Annotated in this window: 14 protein-coding genes; 5 read left to right on the forward strand and 9 right to left on the reverse strand. The window is 73.1% G+C overall.

All coding sequences use genetic code 11. The annotated features are described in order from the left end of the window. The first annotated feature begins 14 nt into the window (after positions 1 to 14). Together AC067M_RS41930 and AC067M_RS41935 are read left to right on the forward strand one after the other, a co-directional pair. A complete protein-coding gene (locus AC067M_RS41930; RefSeq protein ID WP_478702257.1) occupies positions 15 to 1,205 on the forward strand; it encodes an acetyl-CoA C-acyltransferase in 1,191 nt (396 codons plus the stop codon). Positions 1,206 to 1,224: 19 nt separating this feature from the next. Continuing rightward, complete coding sequence (locus AC067M_RS41935; protein ID WP_478702258.1) at positions 1,225 to 2,202, forward strand: PDR/VanB family oxidoreductase; 978 nt, start codon at positions 1,225 to 1,227, stop codon at positions 2,200 to 2,202. A 553-nt stretch (positions 2,203 to 2,755) separates the two neighbouring features. Here AC067M_RS41935 and AC067M_RS41940 read toward each other — a convergent pair. The 6 genes from AC067M_RS41940 to AC067M_RS41965 all read right to left on the reverse strand — a co-directional run bounded on the left by AC067M_RS41940 (position 2,756) and on the right by AC067M_RS41965 (position 11,417). Further along, positions 2,756 to 6,130, reverse strand: coding sequence for a pyruvate carboxylase (locus AC067M_RS41940; protein ID WP_478702259.1), 3,375 nt, complete (start codon positions 6,128 to 6,130; stop codon positions 2,756 to 2,758). 74 nt (positions 6,131 to 6,204) lie between these two features. Beyond that, on the reverse strand, positions 6,205 to 7,257 hold the full coding sequence (locus AC067M_RS41945; protein WP_478702260.1) for a Gfo/Idh/MocA family protein: 1,053 nt from the start codon (positions 7,255 to 7,257) through the stop codon (positions 6,205 to 6,207). After that, a complete protein-coding gene (locus AC067M_RS41950; protein WP_478702261.1) occupies positions 7,254 to 8,270 on the reverse strand; it encodes a Gfo/Idh/MocA family protein in 1,017 nt (338 codons plus the stop codon). Before AC067M_RS41950 ends, AC067M_RS41945 begins: the two co-directional genes overlap by 4 nt. A gap of 14 nt (positions 8,271 to 8,284) precedes the next feature. Continuing rightward, entirely contained in the window at positions 8,285 to 9,109 is an 825-nt protein-coding gene (locus tag AC067M_RS41955) for a carbohydrate ABC transporter permease (protein ID WP_478702262.1), read from the reverse strand. Next, on the reverse strand, positions 9,106 to 10,056 hold the full coding sequence (locus tag AC067M_RS41960) for a carbohydrate ABC transporter permease (protein WP_478702263.1): 951 nt from the start codon (positions 10,054 to 10,056) through the stop codon (positions 9,106 to 9,108). The genes AC067M_RS41955 and AC067M_RS41960 overlap by 4 nt, the downstream gene beginning before the upstream one ends. A gap of 23 nt (positions 10,057 to 10,079) precedes the next feature. Further along, the gene (locus tag AC067M_RS41965; RefSeq protein WP_478702264.1) at positions 10,080 to 11,417 is read right to left on the reverse strand and encodes an ABC transporter substrate-binding protein; all 1,338 of its coding nucleotides are present in this window, start codon (positions 11,415 to 11,417) and stop codon (positions 10,080 to 10,082) included. 194 nt (positions 11,418 to 11,611) lie between these two features. On the opposite strand from AC067M_RS41965, the gene AC067M_RS41970 reads away from it, so the two are divergent. From AC067M_RS41970 to AC067M_RS41980, 3 genes are all read left to right on the forward strand, one after another. Next, positions 11,612 to 12,874, forward strand: coding sequence for an ROK family transcriptional regulator (locus AC067M_RS41970; protein WP_478702265.1), 1,263 nt, complete (start codon positions 11,612 to 11,614; stop codon positions 12,872 to 12,874). Positions 12,875 to 13,077: 203 nt separating this feature from the next. Continuing rightward, positions 13,078 to 13,977: an amidohydrolase family protein gene (locus tag AC067M_RS41975; protein WP_478702266.1), complete on the forward strand. Its 900-nt coding sequence runs from the start codon at positions 13,078 to 13,080 to the stop codon at positions 13,975 to 13,977. Positions 13,978 to 14,069: 92 nt separating this feature from the next. Further along, the gene (locus AC067M_RS41980; RefSeq protein WP_478702267.1) at positions 14,070 to 16,592 is read left to right on the forward strand and encodes a SpoIIE family protein phosphatase; all 2,523 of its coding nucleotides are present in this window, start codon (positions 14,070 to 14,072) and stop codon (positions 16,590 to 16,592) included. Positions 16,593 to 16,608: 16 nt separating this feature from the next. On the opposite strand, the gene AC067M_RS41985 is transcribed toward AC067M_RS41980, so the two are convergent. The 3 genes from AC067M_RS41985 to AC067M_RS41995 all read right to left on the reverse strand — a co-directional run bounded on the left by AC067M_RS41985 (position 16,609) and on the right by AC067M_RS41995 (position 20,477). Next, the gene (locus AC067M_RS41985) at positions 16,609 to 17,772 is read right to left on the reverse strand and encodes a substrate-binding domain-containing protein (protein ID WP_478702268.1); all 1,164 of its coding nucleotides are present in this window, start codon (positions 17,770 to 17,772) and stop codon (positions 16,609 to 16,611) included. A gap of 69 nt (positions 17,773 to 17,841) precedes the next feature. After that, positions 17,842 to 18,963 (reverse strand): ABC transporter permease, encoded by a 1,122-nt coding sequence (locus tag AC067M_RS41990; protein WP_478702269.1) that lies wholly within the window; start codon positions 18,961 to 18,963, stop codon positions 17,842 to 17,844. Beyond that, positions 18,960 to 20,477 (reverse strand): sugar ABC transporter ATP-binding protein, encoded by a 1,518-nt coding sequence (locus tag AC067M_RS41995; RefSeq protein WP_478702270.1) that lies wholly within the window; start codon positions 20,475 to 20,477, stop codon positions 18,960 to 18,962. Before AC067M_RS41995 ends, AC067M_RS41990 begins: the two co-directional genes overlap by 4 nt. Positions 20,478 to 20,493: the final 16 nt, after the last annotated feature.

Genomic DNA, 20,493 nt, shown 5'->3' on the forward strand with positions numbered 1-20,493 from the left:
AGGAGGTTCCGGCCATGCCCGGATCCGTCATCGTCGCCGGGGCGAGAACGCCCATCGGAAAGCTCATGGGCGCCTTGAGCACCGTGTCCGCCGTCGACCTCGGCGCGCACGCCGTCGGCGCGGCGCTGGCCGCCGTAAGCCTGGACCCGGCCTGCGTGGAAGCCGTCGTCCTCGGCCATGTCGTCCAGGCCGGGGCCGGCCCCAACTCCGCGCGGCAGGCGGCGATCCGCGCCGGCGTGCCGTTCTCCGTCCCGGCGAGCGCCGTCAACAAGCTCTGTCTGTCCGGTCTGCACGCCATCGCCCTCGCCGACCTCATGGTCAGCTCCGGCCGGCACGAGGTGGTCGTCGCGGGCGGCATGGAGTCGATGTCGGGCGCCCCGCACCTTCTGCGCGGGTCACGCGGCGGCTGGACGTACGGTACGGCCGCCGTCGAGGACGCCCTCGACCGCGACGCCCTCGTCTGTGCCTTCGACGGAGTCTCCATGGGTGCGGCCACCGAGCGGTACCAGCAGCCGTACGCGCTGACCCGCGAGGAGCAGGACGAGTACAGCGCGCTCTCGCACGAACGGGCCGCTCACGCCAGGGAGTCGGGCGCGCTGGCCGAGGAGATCGCCCCGCTCACGGTGGCGGGGCGGCGGGGCGAGACGGTCCTGGACGCCGACGAGGGCGTACGGCCGGGAAGCACCGCCGAGAGCCTCGGCCGACTGCGCCCGGCCTTCTTTGACGGGGGCACCATCACCGCGGGGAACTCCTCCCAGCTCTCGGACGGCGCCGCTGCCGTCGTCGTGATGAGCGCGGAGCGCGCCCGCTGGGAGGGCCTGACTCCGCTGGCGGAGATCGGCGCCTACGGCACGGTCGCGGGCCCCGACCCGTCCCTGCTCATCCAGCCGGCCGGCGCGGTCCGTGACGCGCTGTCCCGGGACGGGCGGCTGAAGACCGCCGACCTGGACCTGTTCGAGATCAACGAGGCGTTCGCCGGGGTGGCCCTGGCCTCCGCCCGCGATCTGGACGTTCCCCTGGAGAAGGTGAACGTCAACGGCGGAGCGATCGCGCTGGGCCACCCGGTCGGCATGACGGGCGCCCGGCTGGTACTGACCCTCGCGCTGGAACTGCGGCGGCGCGGCGGCGGTACCGGAGCGGCGGCCCTGTGCGGGGGCGGCGGCCAGGGCGACGCACTGCTGCTGCATGTACCGCCGCGTACCTGAACCCGGGAGCCGAACCACCATGACCGATCAGCAGAACCCGGGCGCGACCACCCTCGTCGTGGCGGCCCGCACCCGCGCAGCCGACGGCGTCGTCTCCCTCACGCTGCGCCGCCCCGACGGCGGGACACTCCCCTCCTGGGCTCCGGGGGCCCACATAGACGTACTCCTGGACGGCGGCGACGGCGAGGCCGGCGATCTGATCCGTTCGTACTCGCTGTGCGGGAACCCCGCCGAACGGGACGTCTGGCAGATCGCTGTGCTGCGCGAGCCACGAGGCCGCGGCGGCTCCGCCTACGTCCACGACCACGTGCCGGAGGGTGCCGCCCTACGGGTCCGCGGGCCCCGGAACAACTTCCCGCTGCGGCCCGCCGCACGTCACCTGTTCATCGCGGGCGGAGTGGGCATCACGCCGATCCTGCCCATGATCGAGGCCGCCGAGGCGACCGGGGCCGACTGGCGGCTGCTGTACGGCGGCCGCACCCGCACGTCCATGGCGTTCCTGGACCGACTCGCCCCCCACGGGGACCGCGTCCTCGTCCGCCCGCAGGACGAGTACGGCCTGTTGGACCTGGCCGCCTTCCTCGGCGCACCCGAGGAGGGCACCCTGGTGCACGCCTGCGGTCCCGAGCCCCTCCTGCTCGCCGTGCAGGAGAGGTGCGCGGGCTGGCCCGCCGGCACGCTGGGCGTCGAGCGGTTCGCCCCGGCGCGGACGGCGGACGCGAGCCCGGCCGGGGCGTTCGAGCTGGAGCTCGCCCGTTCCGGACTCGTCCTCGCGGTGCCACCGGACCGCTCGGTGCTCGAGGCCGTGGAGGAGGCGGGCATCGAAGTGGACTTCTCCTGCCGCGAAGGCACCTGCGGCACGTGCGAGACCGATGTCCTCGACGGCACGCCCGACCACCGTGACTCCCTGCTGACCGAGGAGGAACGGGCCTGCGGCGAGACGATGCTGATCTGCGTCTCACGCTCCCGCGGGCCCCGCCTGGTCCTCGACCTCTGAGAGGTCCTCTCGGTGTCAGGGACCGCTTGGTCGGCGCCGCGCATACGGCCGTCCGTGGTCAGCGGTGGCTGTCGAGGTAGGACAGGTAGTAGCGCAAGGCCCTCACGAAGGCCGCACCGGTGACGGACGACGAGACGGGCGGGGGCCAGACGGCGAGATGACCGGGAGCGGGGCCGCGCGGGAGGCACCGGGTACGGGGCCGCGGGTGGCACCGCGTACGGGAGCGCGGGGGAGGTCGGGTACCGGGGCCTGGAGAGCGGCTGGGACGGGGCGCGCGAGACAACCCGGCACGGACACCTGGGGCAGCCGGCGCCGGCGCTGGCTGCCCGGCACGGGGACCCGAGGGGCAGTCGGCGTCGGCGCCGGCCTCGGCTGGCGGGAGCGGAGGCTGGTGTTCACCAGCCTCCAACCCGTGATCACCGCCTACGGCCTGGCGAGCCGGTGCCCGCGGCGGCCTCCGGCACGTTCTCGTGAGGGACGCAGCGGGCTGCACGCCGTCGATGTCCGACTGCCCGACGCGCACCGCGGCTGAGAACCACCCGACGATCTCGCCTCACACGATCTCGACGAGGAGGTCACCGCCCTCCACCTGCTGGATCCGGTTGATCGCCAGCCGGGAGACACGGCCCGCCTTCGGGGCGGTGATCGCGGCCTCCATCTTCATCGCCTCGATCGTCGCCACCGTGGCGCCGGCGTCCACCTCGTCGCCCTCGGCGGCCGCGAGCGTCACCACTCCGGCGAACGGGGCGGCGACATGGCCGGGGTTGGAGCGGTCGGCCTTCTCGGTCACCGGGATGTCGGAGGACGCGGCGACATCGCGGACCTGGATGGGCCGCAGCTGGCCGTTCAGTGTGGACATCACGGTGCGCATGCCGCGTTCGTCGGCCTCACCGACGGCTTCCAGACCCATGAGGAGCCGCACGCCGGGCTCCAGGTCGACGGCGTACTCCTTTCCGGGCCTGAGGCCGTAGAAGAAGTCCTTGCTGTCCAGGACGCTGGTGTCGCCGTAGGTCTGGCGGTGGGTCTCGAACTCCCTCGTCGGGCCGGGGAACAGCAGCCGGTTGAGGGTCGCGCGCCGGTCCTTCTCCAGGCCCGCACGGTCCTCGGCGGCCAGGTCCTGGACGGGCTTGGCGTCGGCGCGGCCCTGGAGTGCCTTGCTGCGGAACGGCTCGGGCCAGCCGCCGGGCGGGGTTCCGAGCTCGCCGCGCAGGAAGCCGATGACCGAGTCGGGGATGTCGAACCTGTCCGGCGTGGCCTCGAACTCCTCCGGTGCCACCCCGGCGCCGACGAGGTGCAGGGCGAGGTCGCCGACCACCTTGGAGGAGGGGGTGACCTTCACCAGGTGGCCGAGGATCCGGTCGGCGGCCGCGTACATGGCCTCGATGTCCTCGAAGCGGTCGCCGAGGCCGAGTGCCACGGCCTGGGTGCGCAGGTTGGAGAGCTGGCCGCCGGGGATCTCGTGGTCGTAGACGCGGCCGGTCGGTGAGGCGAGGCCCGCCTCGAACGGGGCGTAGATCCTGCGGACGCTCTCCCAGTACGGCTCCAGGTCGCCGACGGCGCGCAGGTCGAGGCCGGTGGGCCGCTCGGAGTGGTCGGTCGCGGCGACGATCGCGGACAGGGAGGGCTGTGAGGTGGTACCGGCCATGGAGGCCACCGCGCCGTCGACGGCGTCCGCGCCGGCCTGGATCGCGGCGAGGTAGGTGGCGAGCTGGCCGCCCGCCGTGTCGTGGGTATGGAGGTGGACGGGCAGGTCGAACTCGCGGCGCAGGGCGGAGACGAGCTTCGCGGCGGCGGGGGCGCGCAGCAGCCCGGCCATGTCCTTGACGGCGAGGACGTGGGCGCCCGCCTCGACGATCTGCTCGGCCAGGCGCAGGTAGTAGTCCAGGGTGTACAGCTGCTCCGACGGGTCGGACAGGTCGGAGGTGTAGCAGAGGGCGACCTCGGCGATGGCGGTGCCGGTGGCGCGTACGGCGTCGATGGCGGGGCGCATCTGGCCCACGTCGTTGAGGGCGTCGAAGATGCGGAAGATGTCGATGCCGGTGTCCGCGGCCTCCTGGACGAAGGCGTCGGTCACCTCGGTCGGGTACGGCGTGTAGCCGACGGTGTTGCGGCCGCGCAGCAGCATCTGGAGGCAGATGTTCGGGACGGCGGCGCGCAGGGCTGCCAGGCGTTCCCAGGGGTCCTCGGCGAGGAAGCGCAGGGCGACATCGTAGGTGGCGCCGCCCCAGCACTCCAGGGAGAGCAGCTCGGGCAGCGTGCGCGCGACGACGGGGGCCACGGCGAGCATGTCCCTGGTGCGCACGCGCGTGGCGAGCAGCGACTGGTGGGCGTCGCGGAACGTGGTGTCGGTGACGCCGATGGTGGGTGCCTCGCGCAGCCAGCGGGCGAAGCCCTCCGGGCCGAGTTCGGTGAGCTTCTGCTTCGAACCGGCGGGCGGCTCGGTGGCTGTGAGCCGCGGCAGCTTGCTGGTGGGGTCGATCAGCTCCGGCCGCTCGCCGTGCGGCTTGTTGACCGTCACGTCGGCGAGGTAGGTGAGCAGCTTCGTGCCGCGGTCGGCGGAGTGGCGTGCGGTGAGCAGGTGCGGGCGCTGCTCGATGAACGACGTGGTGACGTTCCCCGCCTGGAAGTCCGGGTCGTCGAGGACGGCCTGCAGGAACGGGATGTTGGTGGCCACACCGCGGATGCGGAACTCGGCCACGGCACGCCGGGCGCGACGGACCGCGGTGGGGAAGTCCCGGCCCCGGCAGCTGAGCTTGACCAGCATCGAGTCGAAGTGCGCGCTGATCTCCGTACCGGCGTGGGTGGTGCCGCCGTCGAGGCGGATCCCGGAACCGCCGGGCGAGCGGTAGGCGCTGATGCGGCCGGTGTCCGGGCGGAAGCCGTTGGCGGGGTCCTCGGTGGTGATACGGCACTGGAGCGCGGCGCCGCGCAGGGTGACCGTCTCCTGGGAGAGGCCGAGGTCGGCGAGGGACTCGCCGGCGGCGATGCGCAGCTGCGACTGGACGAGGTCGACGTCGGTGACCTCCTCGGTGACCGTGTGCTCGACCTGGATGCGCGGGTTCATCTCGATGAAGACGTGGTTGCCGTCGCGGTCGAGCAGGAACTCCACGGTGCCCGCGTTGCGGTAGCCGATCTCCCGGGCGAACCGCACGGCGTCGGCGCAGATCCGCTCGCGCAGGGCCGGGTCGAGGTTGGGGGCGGGCGCCAGCTCGATGACCTTCTGGTGGCGGCGCTGCACCGAACAGTCACGCTCGAACAGGTGAATGACGTTGCCGTGGCCGTCGGCGAGGATCTGCACCTCGATGTGGCGGGGCTCGACGACGGCCTTCTCCAGGAAGACCGTCGCGTCGCCGAACGCGGAGGCCGCCTCACGAGCGGCCGCCTCGATTGACTCGCGCAGGGCGGCGGGGTCCTCGACACGGCGCATACCGCGACCGCCGCCGCCCGCGACCGCCTTGACGAACACGGGGAAGCCGATGTCGTCGGCGGCCCGCACCAGCTCGTCGACGTCGGTGGAGGGCTGCGACGAGCCCAGCACGGGGACACCCGCGGCGCGGGCGGCGGCCACCGCGCGCGCCTTGTTCCCCGTCAGTTCGAGGATCTGGGCGCTGGGGCCGACGAACGTTATGCCGGCCTCCTCGCAGGCCCGGGCCAGCTCGGGGTTCTCGGACAGGAACCCGTAGCCCGGGTAGACCGCGTCCGCGCCGGCCAGCCGGGCCGCGCGGATGATCTCCTCGACGGAGAGATACGCCCGCACCGGGTGCCCGGGCTCGCCGATCTCGTAGGCCTCGTCGGCCTTGAGCCGGTGCAGCGAGTTGCGGTCCTCGTGGGGGAAGACCGCGACGGTCCTCGCGCCCAGTTCGTATCCGGCACGGAAGGCGCGAATCGCGATCTCGCCGCGATTGGCGACCAGTACCTTGCGGAGCATCCTCGGTCCCTTCGGGCTGCTGGTGAGGGTCTCCATGGTCGCGGCTATGTCCCCACCTTGCCATGAGAGCCAAGTCACTCGGCGGGGTGAATCGGTACGGGATTGTCCGCGCTTGTGCCGGGCAGAGGCACGGGTTGCCCGGTTCGCAGTGACGCGTAGGCCGCCAGGACGATCCTCAGGCTCCGCAGTCCGGCCTCGCCGTCCGGGCGCGGACGCCGGCCGGTGCGGACGGTGTCGAGGAACTCCTCCAGCATAGCCGCGTCGAGATCGTCGCCGCCGGGTTCCCAGCGCGGGCGGGCGGTGGTGGAGTCGAAGCCGCCGAGCAGCCGGGGGAAGGCATCGAACTCGACGATCCCCCGTTCGGCCACGCAGGTCATGGCCAGGCCGCCCCAGGTCGGGTGGTCCTCCGGCTGGCTCCAGCTGCAGTCGATCGCGGCGACGACGCCGCCCGGGTAGCGGACGGTGACCAGTCCGGCCGTCTCTACGGCGGTTCCCGCGTCCGGGCCCAGGATGTCGTTGGCCTGGGCGTACACCTGCTCGGCCTGCGCTCCGTCGAGCAGTACGTCCATCAGGTCGGCGATGTGCACGGTGTGGTCCATCACCGCTCCCCCGCCGGCCAGTTCCCGGTCACCGAACCAGGGCCGGGAGCCTGCGGGATGCCAGCCGTTGTTGGAGCCGTGGACGCTGACCAGCGAGCCGAGCGAGCCGTCCGCGACGGCGCGGTGGAGCGCGGCGAAGGCCGCGCCGAAGCGGACCGGGTAGGCGGTCATCAGGCCGACTCCGGCGCGGGCGCACGCGTCGATCATGGCCCGGGCGTCCGTCTCCGTCGTGGCGAGCGGCTTCTCGCACAGGACGTGCGCGCCGGCCGTCGCGGCCCGCTCGACCAGGTGCCGGTGCCGGGAGTTCTCGCTGGTCACGACTACCGCGTCGGGCCTCAGCGCGAACACCTGGTCCCAGTCGGCGACGTACGGCACGCCCAGCCGCTCGGCGAGCGCCGCTCCCCGGTCCGGGTCGTCCGGCGGGCCGTCGGGGTCGGAGGTGAGCAGTTCCACGTCGTCGCGGTCGCGCAGCAGCTCGACGTACGTCGGGGCGTGGACATGGGCGAAGGACAGGACGGCGATCCTCATGCGGACGCTCCCTGGGATGCGTGCGACGGGGCGAGCTCGACCGCCCGTCCGGTGCGGGCCGACTCGGCGGCGGCCGCGGCGATCCGGACGGCGGCCACGCCGTCGGCCGGGCCCACGCGGGGCTCGGGCCCGCCCGCGAAGGCGTCGGCGAGTTCCCGTATCTGGGTGGCGTACGGCGACTCGCCGAAGTCGCCCACCGGGATGCCCGCCGCCGTGCCCGCGTCGGTCGTGCCGACGATCCTGAGGCCGGGCGAGGCGAGCGAGTCGTGTCGTACCGTTCCGCCGGTGCCGGCGAGGTGGAAGGTCGTACGGAACGGTGTGGCCGGTGGCGCCCACACGCCCACGATCTGGGTGATGACGCCCGTGGCGTGGGTGAGCACCGCGGTCCCGGTGGCGACCGCGCCGTCCGGCGCCGGGGTGCTGAGGTGGCCGCTGTGGTGGGCGTGGACCCGTACCACCTCGCCCAAGAGCCAGCGGGCGATGTCCATGTCGTGGATCATCTGGTCGACGAGGATGCCTCCGGAGCGCGCCGGGTCGGCGAACCAGGCGCTCCACGTCGGGTACCGGCCGGTGCGGGTGAACCGGGCCACCGCGACCCTGCCGAGTCCGCCGCCGGTGACCAGGGCGTGCAGCCTGGCGTAGGCGGGGAAGAAGCGCACCACATGTCCCGGGTAGAGCCGGACCCCGGCGGCGGTGGCCGCGGCGGCCATCTCGGCGGCGTCGGTGGCGCGCAGCGCCAGCGGCTTCTCGCACAGGACGTGTGCCCCCGCGGCCACGGCGGCCAGGGTGATCTCGTGGTGGGTGTCGGTGGGGGTGCAGACGTCCACGACGTCCGCTCCGTCCATGGCCTCCTCGCGAGAGGCGACCGCTGTGTGGCCGAACTCGCTTGCGAGGGTGGGGGCCTGGCCGTCGGGGGCGTAGACGCGGACGCGGGCGCCGAGTGCGGTCCATGCGGGCAGATGGGCCCGCGCGATGCCGCCCGCGCCGATCAGCGCGACGTCGAGTTGTGCCATCGGGTGGGGGTCTCCTAGCCCTTGAGGGCGCCGCTGAGCACGCCGTTGATGAAGTGCCGCTGGAAGAAGAGGTAGACGACGACGACCGGGGCGATCACGATCAGCGTGGCCGCGGCGAGCAGGGGGACATCGACGTTGTACTGCCCGGTGAAGAAGCCCAGTCCGGCGGGGGCGGTGCGTTTCTCCGGGTCCTGGATCAGGATCAGCGGGAGCAGGAACTGGTTCCAGCTCCATACGAAGTACAGGACGCCGAGGGTGGTCACGGCCGGGCGGGAGCTGGGCATGAGCACGCGCCACAACGTCGTCCAGGAGGAGGCGCCGTCCAGCCGGGCGGCCTCGATGAGGCTGCGCGGCACGGTGGCGAAGTGGGCCCGCATCCAGAACACCCCGAACGGCATGAAGGCGGCGATCTCGGCGAGGGCCAGTCCCGGCACCGTGTTGGTGAGGCCGAGGGCACGCAGGTCGTAGTAGAGCGGGATGACGGTGACCTCGGCCGGAATGGACAGCCCGAGCAGGAGGTAGCCGTAGAGCTTGCCGCCGCCGGGGACGTCCATGGTGGCCAGCGCGTATCCGGCCAGGGTGGCGCACACCACGGCCGCGGGGACGACGGCGAGCGCGATCACGGTGCTGGAGCGCAGCAGTGGGCCGAACCCCGCGGCGGACCAGGCGTGGACGAAGTTCTCCAGGTGGATGCCGTCCGGCCACGCGAGCCCGGTCAGTGGTGTCCCCGCGGGCTGGAGCGAGGCGAGGAGCAGGGACAGGAACGGTACGAGTACGGCGGCCACGAAGACCGTCAGGACGACGGGTGCGGCGGGGGCACGGTGCTGACGCGCCGTCATGGCGACTCCCGGGCAAGGCGGTTGATGACGAGGACGGCCACGGAGATGACGGCCGTCAGCACCACCGCCAGCGCGCTCGCCAGACCCACGGCGCCGCCGCCGAAGGCCAGCCGGTAGATGAGGATTCCGGGCACGACGGTGCTGTTGCCGGGGCCGCCGCCGGTGGTGATGTAGATCAGGTCGAAGCTGGACAGGGCGGCGATCACGGTGATCGACAGGGCGACCGCCGTCTCCGGCCGCAGCAGCGGGACGGTGATGGACCAGAACTCGCGTACGGGGCCCGCGCCGTCCATCCGGGCGGCCTCGTAGATCTCCTGGTCGATGCGCTGTGTCCCGGACAGGAACAGCACCATGCACAGCCCGGACACCACCCAGGTCCCGATGAGCCCCACGGCCGGCAGCGCCCAGGTGAAGCTGCCCAGCCACGCGTCGGTCAGCCGCCCGAGGCCGACCGCCCGCAAAGCCTGGTTGAGGGTGCCGTCCTCGGCGTACACCCAGCGCCAGATGACGGCGACGGCGACCAGCGGGACGACCTGCGGCAGGAAGAGCAGCGTACGGATCAGGGAGGTGCCGCGTCGGCCGGATCGGCGGGCGACCAGGGCCGCCGACACCAGACCGAGGGTGATGGGCAGGACGGAGAAGAAGACGATGAGCGCTCCGGCGTGCCAGGCAGCCGCGCGCAGTTGCGGATCGGTTGCCACCCGGCGGTAGTTGTCGAGTCCGGTGAAGGACGGCAGGGTCACCCCGTCCCAGTCGAACAGCGAGAGGTAGGCGGTGTGCAGGGCCGGGAGGACGGCGAACAGGGTGTAGGGCAGCAGCGCCGGCAGCACGTACAGCAGCGCCACGGCGCGGCGGCGCCTGCGGGTCGTGTGCGGCGAGCGCACCGGCTGACCGGTGTCCTTGTGGACGGGACGCGCTGCCCGTCGGGGTGTGGTGGTCGTCGTCATGTCGCGGGGGCGGGCCGGGCCGGTCAGGAGTGGAACTGGTCGTAGTCGGCCTGGAGGGCCGCGAGGAACTTCTCGGCGGTGACCTTGCCGCCGGCGAGCAGCTGGAGTTGCGTGGTGAGGGTGTCGGGCATCGTCGGGGTGGAGGCGTTCTGGATGAACGGCTGGAGCCCGGAGTCCTTCACGATCTCCTGCCAGCCGGTCCGTACGTCCCCCAGGAGGCCGCTCTGCTGGGGCATCGCGGCGGCGTCGGGTGCCATGAAGCCCGCCCTGGCGGTGACGGCGGAGGCCTGCCGGGTGGCGCAGTAGTCGAGGAAGGCGGCCGCGGCGGCGGCGTTCTTCGACCTGCTGGAGACGCAGTAGTAGACGCCGGCTCCGGTGGTGCGCAGGGGGCCGCCCTCGGTGCTCGGCGGCATGGTGAACAGGCCTGCGTCCGCACCGAGTCCCTTGTCGACCGCGGCGGCGGCCCAGTTGCCGCTGATCCGGAAGACGCCCTGGCCCTTGGCGAAGGCGGCGGTGGCGTCGTTGTCGCTGGTGCCGTTGACCTTGGGGGTGACGTAGCCCTGGTCGACCCAGCGCTTGAGGGTCGTCGCGGCCGTCACCGCCTCCGGGCCGGTGATCTTGGCGCCCTTGCGGCCGAACGCCCAGGCCTCGCGGTCCTCCGGCTTGAGGTGGACCGACAGCAGGACGTTGAACGGGTGGTTGAGACCGCCGTCGAGGTTGCCCGCCACCAGCGCGGTCTCCCCTGCGGCCCTGGCCTTGGCGAACAGGGCCTCCAACTCGGCCACCGTGGTGGGCGGCACGGTCAGGCCCAGCTTCCTCACCTTGGCCTTGTTGTAGTAGACGCCCTCGAACGACAGCCCGCCGGGTACGCCGTACAGGGCGCCGGTGCCGGCCGTCTTCCCGTCGGCGCTGAAGGTGATCTGGTCCAGGCCGGGGAACTCGCGGGCCCAGCCGTACGCCTTGCCGTAGCCGCCGACGTCGAGCAGCAGGCGGCCCTTGACCAGGTTGTTCATGCCGGAGACGAACTGGGCTATGTCGGGGGCGGTGTCGGCCGACATCGTGGTGTTGATGCTCTTCAGGTAGTCGTCCCAGCCGGTGTACTGGCGCTTGAAGGTGACGTTGGGGTACTTCTCGCGGAACGCGGCGATCAGGCCGGGGGTCATGGTGGTGTCGTCCGCGTCGGCGACCACCAGGGTGATCTTCCGGTCGGTCGGGACGGCCGTGGTGACGGGCGACGCGCTGTCCGCGCCGGAGGCCTTGGCGCCCGGTGTGAGGGAGCTGCCGCAGGCGACGAGCAGGGAGGAGCCGGCAGCGGCGGCGAGGAACGCGCGTCTGGACGGCGGAGCGGGAACGTGACTCATGGCGGACTCCTGGAACGGCGGGAGAGGAGGTGCTGCGCGGACGAGTGCCATGGATGTGCGGGGGGCGGGGGCAGATGCCGGTGCCGAGTGTTTTAATAAAGCAGTTGCGTTTCATAATCGAGTTCCGGCCATGGTTCGTCAAGAGACGGGCGCGGCCAGCGTGGGTGACGAGTCGCGGTACAGGAGGTCGACCCTTGACCACATCGGAGCCGGAGGCCCTGTGGCCGCTCAGCGGTGCCACGGAGCCGGGCCCGCCGTCGGCGGTCCCCTCGGTCGTGGGCGTGGCCGACCTGCGCACCACCAACGCGGCGGCCGTGCTCGCCGTCGTCCGCTCCGCCGACCCGCACCCCCGGCTGTCCGAGTTGGTCAAGGCGACCAGCCTGTCCCGGCCGACCGTCGAGGCGATCGCGGAGGAACTCGTCGACCGCGGGCTCATCGAGGTCGCCCCCGCGCCGTCCGCCCGAGGCCAGCGCTCCCCCGGCCGCCCGGCCCGCCGTTTCCGCTTCCAGCCGCACGCGGGGTTCGTCGTCGGTGTCGACGTGCGTCCCCGGTCCGTCACCGCCTGCCTGGCCGACCTCGACGGCGAACCGGTCGCCGTCGAGCGCCTCGGCGTCCGCGCCGACCTCACGGGCCCGGCCCGCGCACGAGCGGTGACCTCGGCGATCCGGGCCACCCTGGACCGGGCGGACGTGGACGTGTCACGGGTCTGGGCCGCCACGCTCGGCACCCCGGGACTGGTGGACCGGGGCAATACCCGCGTCCGTCAGGCCGACAACCTCGGCACCTGGAGCGAGGTGGACGTCGCCGGCGTCCTGCGCGACCTCCTCGACTGTCCGGTGGCCGTCGAGAACGACGCCAACCTGGCCGCGCTCGGCGAACAGTGGCGCGGAGTCGGGGGGACTGCGGGCGGGGCGGCATCCGACCCCGCGACCGGCGAGATGGTCTTCGTCCTGCTCGGCGAACGCCTCGGCTCCGGCGTCATCACCGGTGGCCGCCTGTTGCGCGGCCACCACGGCGCGGCCGGTGAGATCGGCTTCATCCGCTTCTCCGGTGGCGGCCCGACCGACCGCCCCGGCCTGGAGCCGCTTCCCGCCGACACCGTCCGTGACGCGGCCGCGGCCGCCCCGGGAGCCGTCGCCGCTGTGGAGGCGTACGGGCGACGGCTCGCCGAGGGGCTCGCCCCGGTCCTTCTCGCCCTCGACCCGGCCCTGGTCGTCCTCGGCACCGGGCTCTTCCCGGAACCGGCCCTGCTCCCCGCCGCGAGGACCCTGCTGACCGCCGCCCAGCACCACGCCGACGGCCTCCTCGTCGACCCCCCGCGCTGGCACCTGTCCGCCCTGGGCGACGACGCGGTCCTCACCGGCGCGGTGCGCTTCGCGCTGTCGTCGGTCGAGGTCGTGCTCCGCACCCGCCCGACCAGCCTCGACACCCCTCGGTCGGCGCCGGCGAAGCGTTGACGGAGGCAGTCGCCCCCTCGCCCGGCAACTTGCGGCCTGGACGACCGGCCCGGCGGGGTGGACGTGGAGGTGGTGAGTCGCGAGATCCTGGGTTGCGACGGCGTCCGGAACACACTGCGCGCCTCGACAGGAGGGGCGACAACCGTGGCACGAGGAGCGTCAGCCTTGGCACGAGGAGCGTCAGCCTCGGTGGGAGGAGCGTCATGACCAACGTCGACGTGCACCAGCATCTGTGGACCCCCTCGCTGGTGGCGGCCCTGCGCTCACGCCGCGAACCCCCGTTCCTGGACGGCTGGACCCTGTTCCTCGACGGTGAGCCGCCCTACGAGGTCCCTCCCGCGCACCACGACGTCACCCGGCGTACGGAGCTAGCCGCCGTCGACGGGCTCGGCCGGGCGCTCGTGTCGCTGTCCGCCCCGATCGGTGTGGAGTGGCTGCCCTCCGCCGAGGCGCGGCCCCTGCTCGACGCCTACCACGAGGGCGCGGCCGCGCTCCCCGAGCCGTTCGGCGCCTGGGCCGCCGCCTGCGTACGGGACGTCGATGCCGGGGCTACGGCCGCCGTACTCGACCAGGGCTTCGCCGGCCTCCAGCTCCCGGCGAACGCCCTGGCCGACGCGACCGGTTACGCACGCTGCGCTCCCCTGCTCGACCTGCTCGAAGAGCGCGACCTGCCGCTGTTCGTCCACCCGGGCCCCGCGGCCGCCGAGCCCGCGGGGCCGGGCTGGTGGCCCGCGATGGTCCCCTACGTGCAGCAGATGCACGCCGCCTGGTTCGCCTTCCGCGCCTTCGGCCGGCCGCGCCATCCACGGCTGCGGGTGTGCTTCGCGCTGCTGGCCGGGCTCGCCCCACTGCACGGGGAGCGGTTCGCCGCGCGCGGCGACGGGAGCGGCTCCGGGGACCCGGACGTGTTCGTGGAGACGTCCTCGTACGGTCCGACCGCCGTCGACGCCGTCGTACGCGCCCTCGGTGTGGACGCCGTCGTACAGGGCTCGGACCGGCCCTACGCGCAGCCACCCCAGCACCCCGGCTTCGGACTGGGCGGGGCCGCGGCCTACGCCTTCCGCATAGCCAATCCGCGGCGGCTGCTCACCGGAAAGGACTGAGCGGCGGACCGGAGAACGCCGGACGAGAGAACACCGGACACGAGGGCTCCAGAGAGCAGCCGGTCCCCTAAAATGGGACAAACTCCTCCGGGGTGATCGAGGGCAACGTGTCGGCCAACGCTGTGGCATCGCACTCGTACCCGTTCGGCGCCGCGCCGGTCAGCGAAGCGCCCGAGCGCGACGACGCACTGGTCAGCGCCGTGATCCGGGCCGTGGAGGCGACCGGAGCGCATGCCGGAAGCGCCTTTCTGATCTCCGGCGACCGTCGTTCGCTCGTCCTGGTCGCGGCGTGCGGGACACCGCCCTCCCTGCTCGGCGGGTGGCGGCGGATCCCGGTGCACAGTCGCGTCCCGGTGGCGGACGCGTACCGCTCGGGCCGCATGGTCCACCTGGCCGGCGCGGAGGAGACGATGCGGCGCTTCCCCCAGCTGTCGCTCGCCGTGCCCTACGCGTTCGGCTCCGCGTCCGTCCCCGTGCGATCGGGCGGGCGGACCTTCGGGACGCTGGCCGTGGTGTGGACGTCCAGGCCGGGCGGTACGGGTCTGTCGAGAAGGCAGCGCCGACACCTGCACGCCGTCGCCGACCGCCTGGGCACCACCCTGGCCGGTCTGAGAGCGCGCCGGGAACTCGGCGAGTTGGACGAGGAGACCGCCCCGATGGTGGTCCCGGTGCCGTCCGCACCGGTGATCCGGGTGGGCCTCTTCGACTGGGACCTGGACACGGGAGACCTCACGGCCGACGACGAGCTGTGCGCGATCTTCGCGATCCCGCCCCGGGAGTTCGACGGACGGGCGGACACCCTGGCGGCCAGGATCGAACCGGCGGATCTGCCCGGCTTCCGCTCCGCCGCCCGTGCCGCGGTCACGCAGGGCCGGGTGCTCGCGCACTGTCTGCGGATCCTGGACAGCGGTGGCGGGCATCGCCTCGTGGAGCTGTGGGGACGCGTGCCCGGCGGCCCGGACGCCCCTGAGGAGTCGTCCCATCTGGTCGGCGCCGTGCTCGACTCGGGGAGCGGCATGGCCGCAGTCGCGGCGATCGAGCGGCTCTCGGACGGCTTCTTCGCGCTCACTCCGGACGGCCGGGTCGCCTATGCCAACCACAGCCTGGAGAGTCTGCTGGGAGTCCGGCAGGACGAACTGCTCGGCCACCGCCCGTGGGACGTCCTGCCGTGGCTGGCGGACCCGGTGTACGAGGACCGCTACCGGGCGGCGGTGGTCTCCCAGCAGCCGGTCTCCTTCCTGGTGCGCCGCCCGCCCGACGCGTGGCTGGTCTTCTCCCTGCACCCGGGCGCGCAGGGCATGACGGGGTGGGCGGCACCCGTGAAGCAGCCGGTGCCGGCCGACACCGGACCCGGCACACCCGTCTCGGAGGAGGCGCCGCCGGTCTCCTCGTCGCCTCCGCCCGCGGCCCCGCGCCTCGGTTCCCTCTACCGCGTGCTCCAGCTGGGCAGCACCCTCACCGAGGCCGTCACCGCGCGGGAGGTGTGCGATGCCGTCGCCGAACAGCTGCTGCCCGCCTTCGGGGGCCAGAAGCTCGCGATCGCCGTGGTGGAGGAGGGGCGCCTGCGCCAGATCGCGCAGCGCGGCTATTCGAGGCGCTTTCTCGCCCGGTTCGAAGGCACCCCGCTGCACGCGCGGCTGCCGGTGACGGACGCGCTGACCTCCGGGACGCCCTTGTTCGTCGAGTCCCGGGAGGAGCTCCTCGAGACGTACCCCGGGATCCTGGCCGCCCACTCCCACTCCTGGGCGTTCCTGCCGTTGATCGCCTCCAACCGTCCCGTCGGCGCCTGCATGCTCGGCTTCGACGACGTCCACCGGTTCCCCGAGGAGGAGCGCGGCGTCCTCACCGCCCTGGGCGGTCTGATCGCCCAGGCCCTCGAACGCGCCCGGCTCTACGACGCCGAGTTCGCCCTCGCCCGCGGACTCCAGGACGGGCTGCTGCCCCACCGGCTGCCCACGCTGCCGGGCCTGCGTGTCACCGGCCGCTACCTTCCCAGCACCAGGGGGATGGACATCGGCGGCGACTGGTACGACGTCATCCCGACCGGGGACGAGGTCGCGCTGATCGTCGGGGACGTCGAGGGCCACAACGTCGCCGCCGCGGCCGTCATGGGACAACTGCGCAGCGCGGTACGGGCCTTCGTCACCGCCGGACACCGGCCCGCCGAGGTCGTCGCCGGCACCAACCGGCTCCATCTGGACCTCGACCCCGTCCTGCTCGCCAGCTGTTGCTACGCCCGCCTCCATCCCCCCTCGGGCGTCGTGCGCATCGTCCGCGCCGGCCACTGCCCGCCCCTGCTGCGCCTGCCCGACGGAAACACCGAGATCCTGGACGTACCGGGCGGCCCGCTGCTCGGCGTCGAGACGACGGCCACTTATCCGGAGTCCGAGCTGCGTCTCGAGCCCGGATCGGTACTGGCCCTGTACACGGACGGGCTGATCGAGAGGCGCCACTCGGACATCGGTTCCGGCCTCGACCGGCTGCGGGCCTCACTGTCCCGCATGGGCGCGACCCGTCTGGACGAGGTGGCCGACGCCCTGCTGCGGGAGGCCCGCCGGTCGCCCGACCGCGCGGATGACATCGCGCTGCTGCTCACCGAGTACGCCCCGGGGTGAATCCCCGCGTGAGTTCCTACTTGCCCCAGATCTTCCGGTACGCCTCCCGGTAGCCTGTCGGGTCCCACGCCGTGGCACCCGCGCTGTTGGCGGCCGTGGTGACGTGCACGGGGGCCACGTATCCGCTGGCGGGACGGCCGGAGAAGGCGCGGTTGAACTCGTCGACGATCTGCCAGCCCTGCAGGGACAGCGGCTCGGGCACGGTCGCCGCCTGGTACTGCCTGTTCTCGACGCGCTGGAAGGCGGAGGGGTCGCCGTCACCGGCGCCGATGTTGAAGGGGGGCCCCGAGCCCTGCTGACCGGCCGCGCGGAAGGCGGGGGCCGCGTCGGCGAAGTACAGGTCGTTGATGGCGACCGAGTAGGTCCATCTGCTCCCGAAGCGGGACAGCAGGGAGGAGACCTCCCGGGGGGTGCGGCTGCTCGCGTCCGGGATCGGGATGTTCTCGTACGACAGGAGCTTCACCCCGGAGCAGGTGCCCAGTCGCTTCCTGATCAGCTCCGCCTTGTTCCTGGCGAAGGGGATCGAGGCGTCGCTGAAGAGGACGACTCCGGCATTGCCGTTGGACTGCGCGATCACCCACTGCGCGCTGATCGCGGCCACGTCCTCGACCTTGGTGGTGACGTTGGAGAAGAGCGGGGGCCGCCGGCTCGGGCCGGGGGCGGCGACCGCGTGCCAGCCGACGAGTGGGATGCCCGCCGCGTTGGCCCGCGCGACCTGCCGCGAGGTCGAGTCGGGGTCGAAGCCGCCGATGACGATGCCCGAGGGCCTGAGGGTCAGGGCCTCGCTCATCGCCGCCTGGATACCGGCCGGGGTCCCTCCGCCGTCGATCACCCGGACGTTCCAGCCGATCACCCGGGCGGCGTCCTTCACACCGTTCGCCGCGCCCGCGACTCCGGGGTTGGTCATGGTCTGGGCGACGAAGACGAGGGTCTTGCCGGACACCGCCGTCGGGCCGCTGGTCGGCCCGTTCCAGGGGATCTCGGACTTCTCCGCCTGCCGCACGGCGGTCTGGGCCCGGGCAAGGGCCGCGGGACAGCCGCTGGGTCCGGTCGTGGAGTCCCCCGGGCCGTCCGACGAGCCGCGCTCGCAGCCGACGAGTACGGTCGCCGTGCACAGCAGGACGCAGGAAGCGAGCCGGACCGTGAGGGCGCGGGGGGTGACGTTGCGGTTGCCTTGCACGGGAACTCCTCGCGGAGAGATGAGCAGCTGGAGGGCAACGGAGGCGGTGCCCGCGGGAGTGGGGCGGCGTCAGGGAGCGGTGCCCGCCGGGCCGCCGCCCCCGGAAGGGGAGGGTGGTGGGCCTGGCGGTGCGGCAGGTGAGTCGCGGGCCGCGACGGCCCCGGTGCGCAGTCTGCGGCGGGCGGCGTATCCGGCCAGGCCGACGGCGACGAGCAGGGTGCCGCCGTAGAACAGCGGGACGGTCCAGAAGTCGGCGCCCATCTGGCCGATGCCGGTGAGGCCGACGGCGAGGACGGCGACGGCGACCAGGGTGCCCAGGGCGTTGGGCCGGCCGGGTCTGATCGCGGTGGAGCCGAGCAGGGCGCCGACGAAGGCGGGCAGCAGGTAGTCGAGGCCGACGCTGGGGTTGCCGATCTGCTGCTGGGCCGCGAGCAGCACACCGGCGAAGCCGACGATCAGCCCCGAGGCGGTGAAGGCGTAGAGGGTGTAGGTGCGAGTGGGGATGCCGACGAGGTCGGCGGCGCGCGGGTTGGAGCCGATGACGTAGAGGTACCGGCCGAGCGGCAGCCGTTCCAGCACCAGCCAGAGGGCGGCCGCGAGGGCGAGGACGTAGAAGGCGGGGACCGGGAGGCCGAGGAACGTGGAGTCGTAGAGGTCGGTGAAGGCGGCCGGGAGGCCCCGCGGGCCGGGGACGATCCGGCCGCCCTCGGTGACCCAGCCGGTGACGGCGTACAGCATGCTGCCGGTGCCGAGGGTGGCGATGAAGGAGTCGATGCGGCCGAACTCGACGATGACGCCGTTGAGGACGCCGACGACCGCTCCCCCGACGACGACGGTGAGGCAGGCGAGCGGCCAGGGCCAGCCGTCGTTCACGACAAGCTGCATCACCATGACGTGGGCCAGGCCGAGGGCGTAGCCGATGGAGAGGTCGAACGAGCCGGTCACGATGGGGACCATGGCGGCGAGCGCGAGGACGGCCGGGATCGACTGGTTGGACAGGATCGCGTCGACGGTGTCCAGCGTGGGGAAGGTGCGCGGCAGGGTGAGGGAGAAGATCAGGCAGAGCAGGACGGTGAGGGCGAGGAGGCCGTACGCGCCGACGAGCTGACCGCCGAGACGGTCGAGTCCGCTCGGCACGCTCTGTCGCCGCCGTCGCGTACGGCGCGGGGGTGGGGAGGACGGGGCGGTCATGGGTGCGTCGCGGTCCCGGCCGGGGGCATGGCCGAAGCCGCCCGGGTGAGCCCGGCGACGGTGAGGGCGGCACCGCTCAGCTCGGTCGTCACGGCCCCGCGGACGAAGACCAGGGCGCGGCGGCACACGCTCACGACCTCCTCGAAGTCGCTGGAGACGAGCAGGACCGCCAGCCCTTCGGCCAGCGCCTCGTCGAGCAGGCGATGGAGCGCGGCCTTGGCACCGATGTCCACGCTGGCCGTCGGTTCCTCGAGGATGAGCACCCGCAGGCCTCCCTGGAGCCAGCGGCCGATCACGACCTTCTGCTGGTTCCCGCCGGAGAGGGTGGCGATGGGCGCCTCGGTGTCGCGGGGGCGCACCGCGAGGCGTTCGGTCAGCGCGGCGGCCGTGGCGCGTTCGCGGCGGGGGCTGATCCAGCGCGACGCCGGCAGCAGCCCTTCCGCGCGCGGGTTGGCCAGCAGGTTCTCCCGTACGGTCAGTTCGGCCAGGCAGCCCTCGCGCTGTCTGTCGCCGGGAACCAGGGCGACACCGTGGCCGACGGCGCCGGCGACCGTGCCGGGGCGGTAGTCCCCGCCCCCGAGGAGGACCCGTCCCGCCACGAGGGGCAGGGCGCCGGCGAGGGCCCGGCCCAGGTCCGTGTGTCCCGCGCCCGAGAGGCCGACCAGTGCCAGGGCCTCGCCCGCCCTGAGGCGCAGGCTGACCGGTCCCACGCCGGCGGTCGTCACGCGGTCGAGGGTCAGGACGGCCGGCCCGCCCGCCGGGACCGTGGTGGGGCGGTAGTCGGTCGCTTCGTCGCCGACGATGTCGCGCACCAGGTGGGCAGGGCTGTGGTCGGCCAGCGAGCCGTGGCTGACGAGGCGGCCGTCGCGAAGGACGGCGAAGGAGTCGGCGACCTCGTACACCTCGTCCAGGCGGTGACTGACGTAGAGGATGCCGTGGCCTCGGTCGCGCAGGGCGTGCAGGACGCGGAAGAGCCGGGCGCTGTCCGCCGCGGGGAGGCGGGCGGTGGGCTCGTCGAGGACGATGAGCCTCGCCTGTGCCGCCAGGGCACGGGCGATGGCGACCAGAGAGCGCTCGGCCGGGGCGAGCCGCGCGATCGGTACGTCGGGGTCGAGGTGTCCGGCGACGGTGCGCAGGGCGTCGGAGCAGTGCTCGCGGGTGCGCCGCCAGGAGATCAGTCCGGCGCGGCGCCGGTATCCGGTGCTCAGGGCGATGTTCTCGGCGACGGTCATCCACTCCACGAGACCGAGATCCTGGTGGATGAAGGACATGTTGCGGGTGGCGGCGTGGCTCCCGAGCGGGTCCCCGGCCACCGTGACCTGTCCCGCGTCGGCCTGGTGAACGCCCGCGAGCACCTTGATGAGCGTGGATTTTCCGGCACCGTTGGGGCCGAGGAGGGCGAGGACGCCGCCGGCGTGGACGTCGAGGTCGACGTCGTCCAGCGCGAGGGTGCCGCCGAACCGCTTGCGGAGCCCTCGGACGCGGACCAGAGGTTCCATCTTCCCGACGTTCATCACGAGGGATACTAAC

The organism is Streptomyces sp. NPDC043427 (assembly GCF_056436655.1).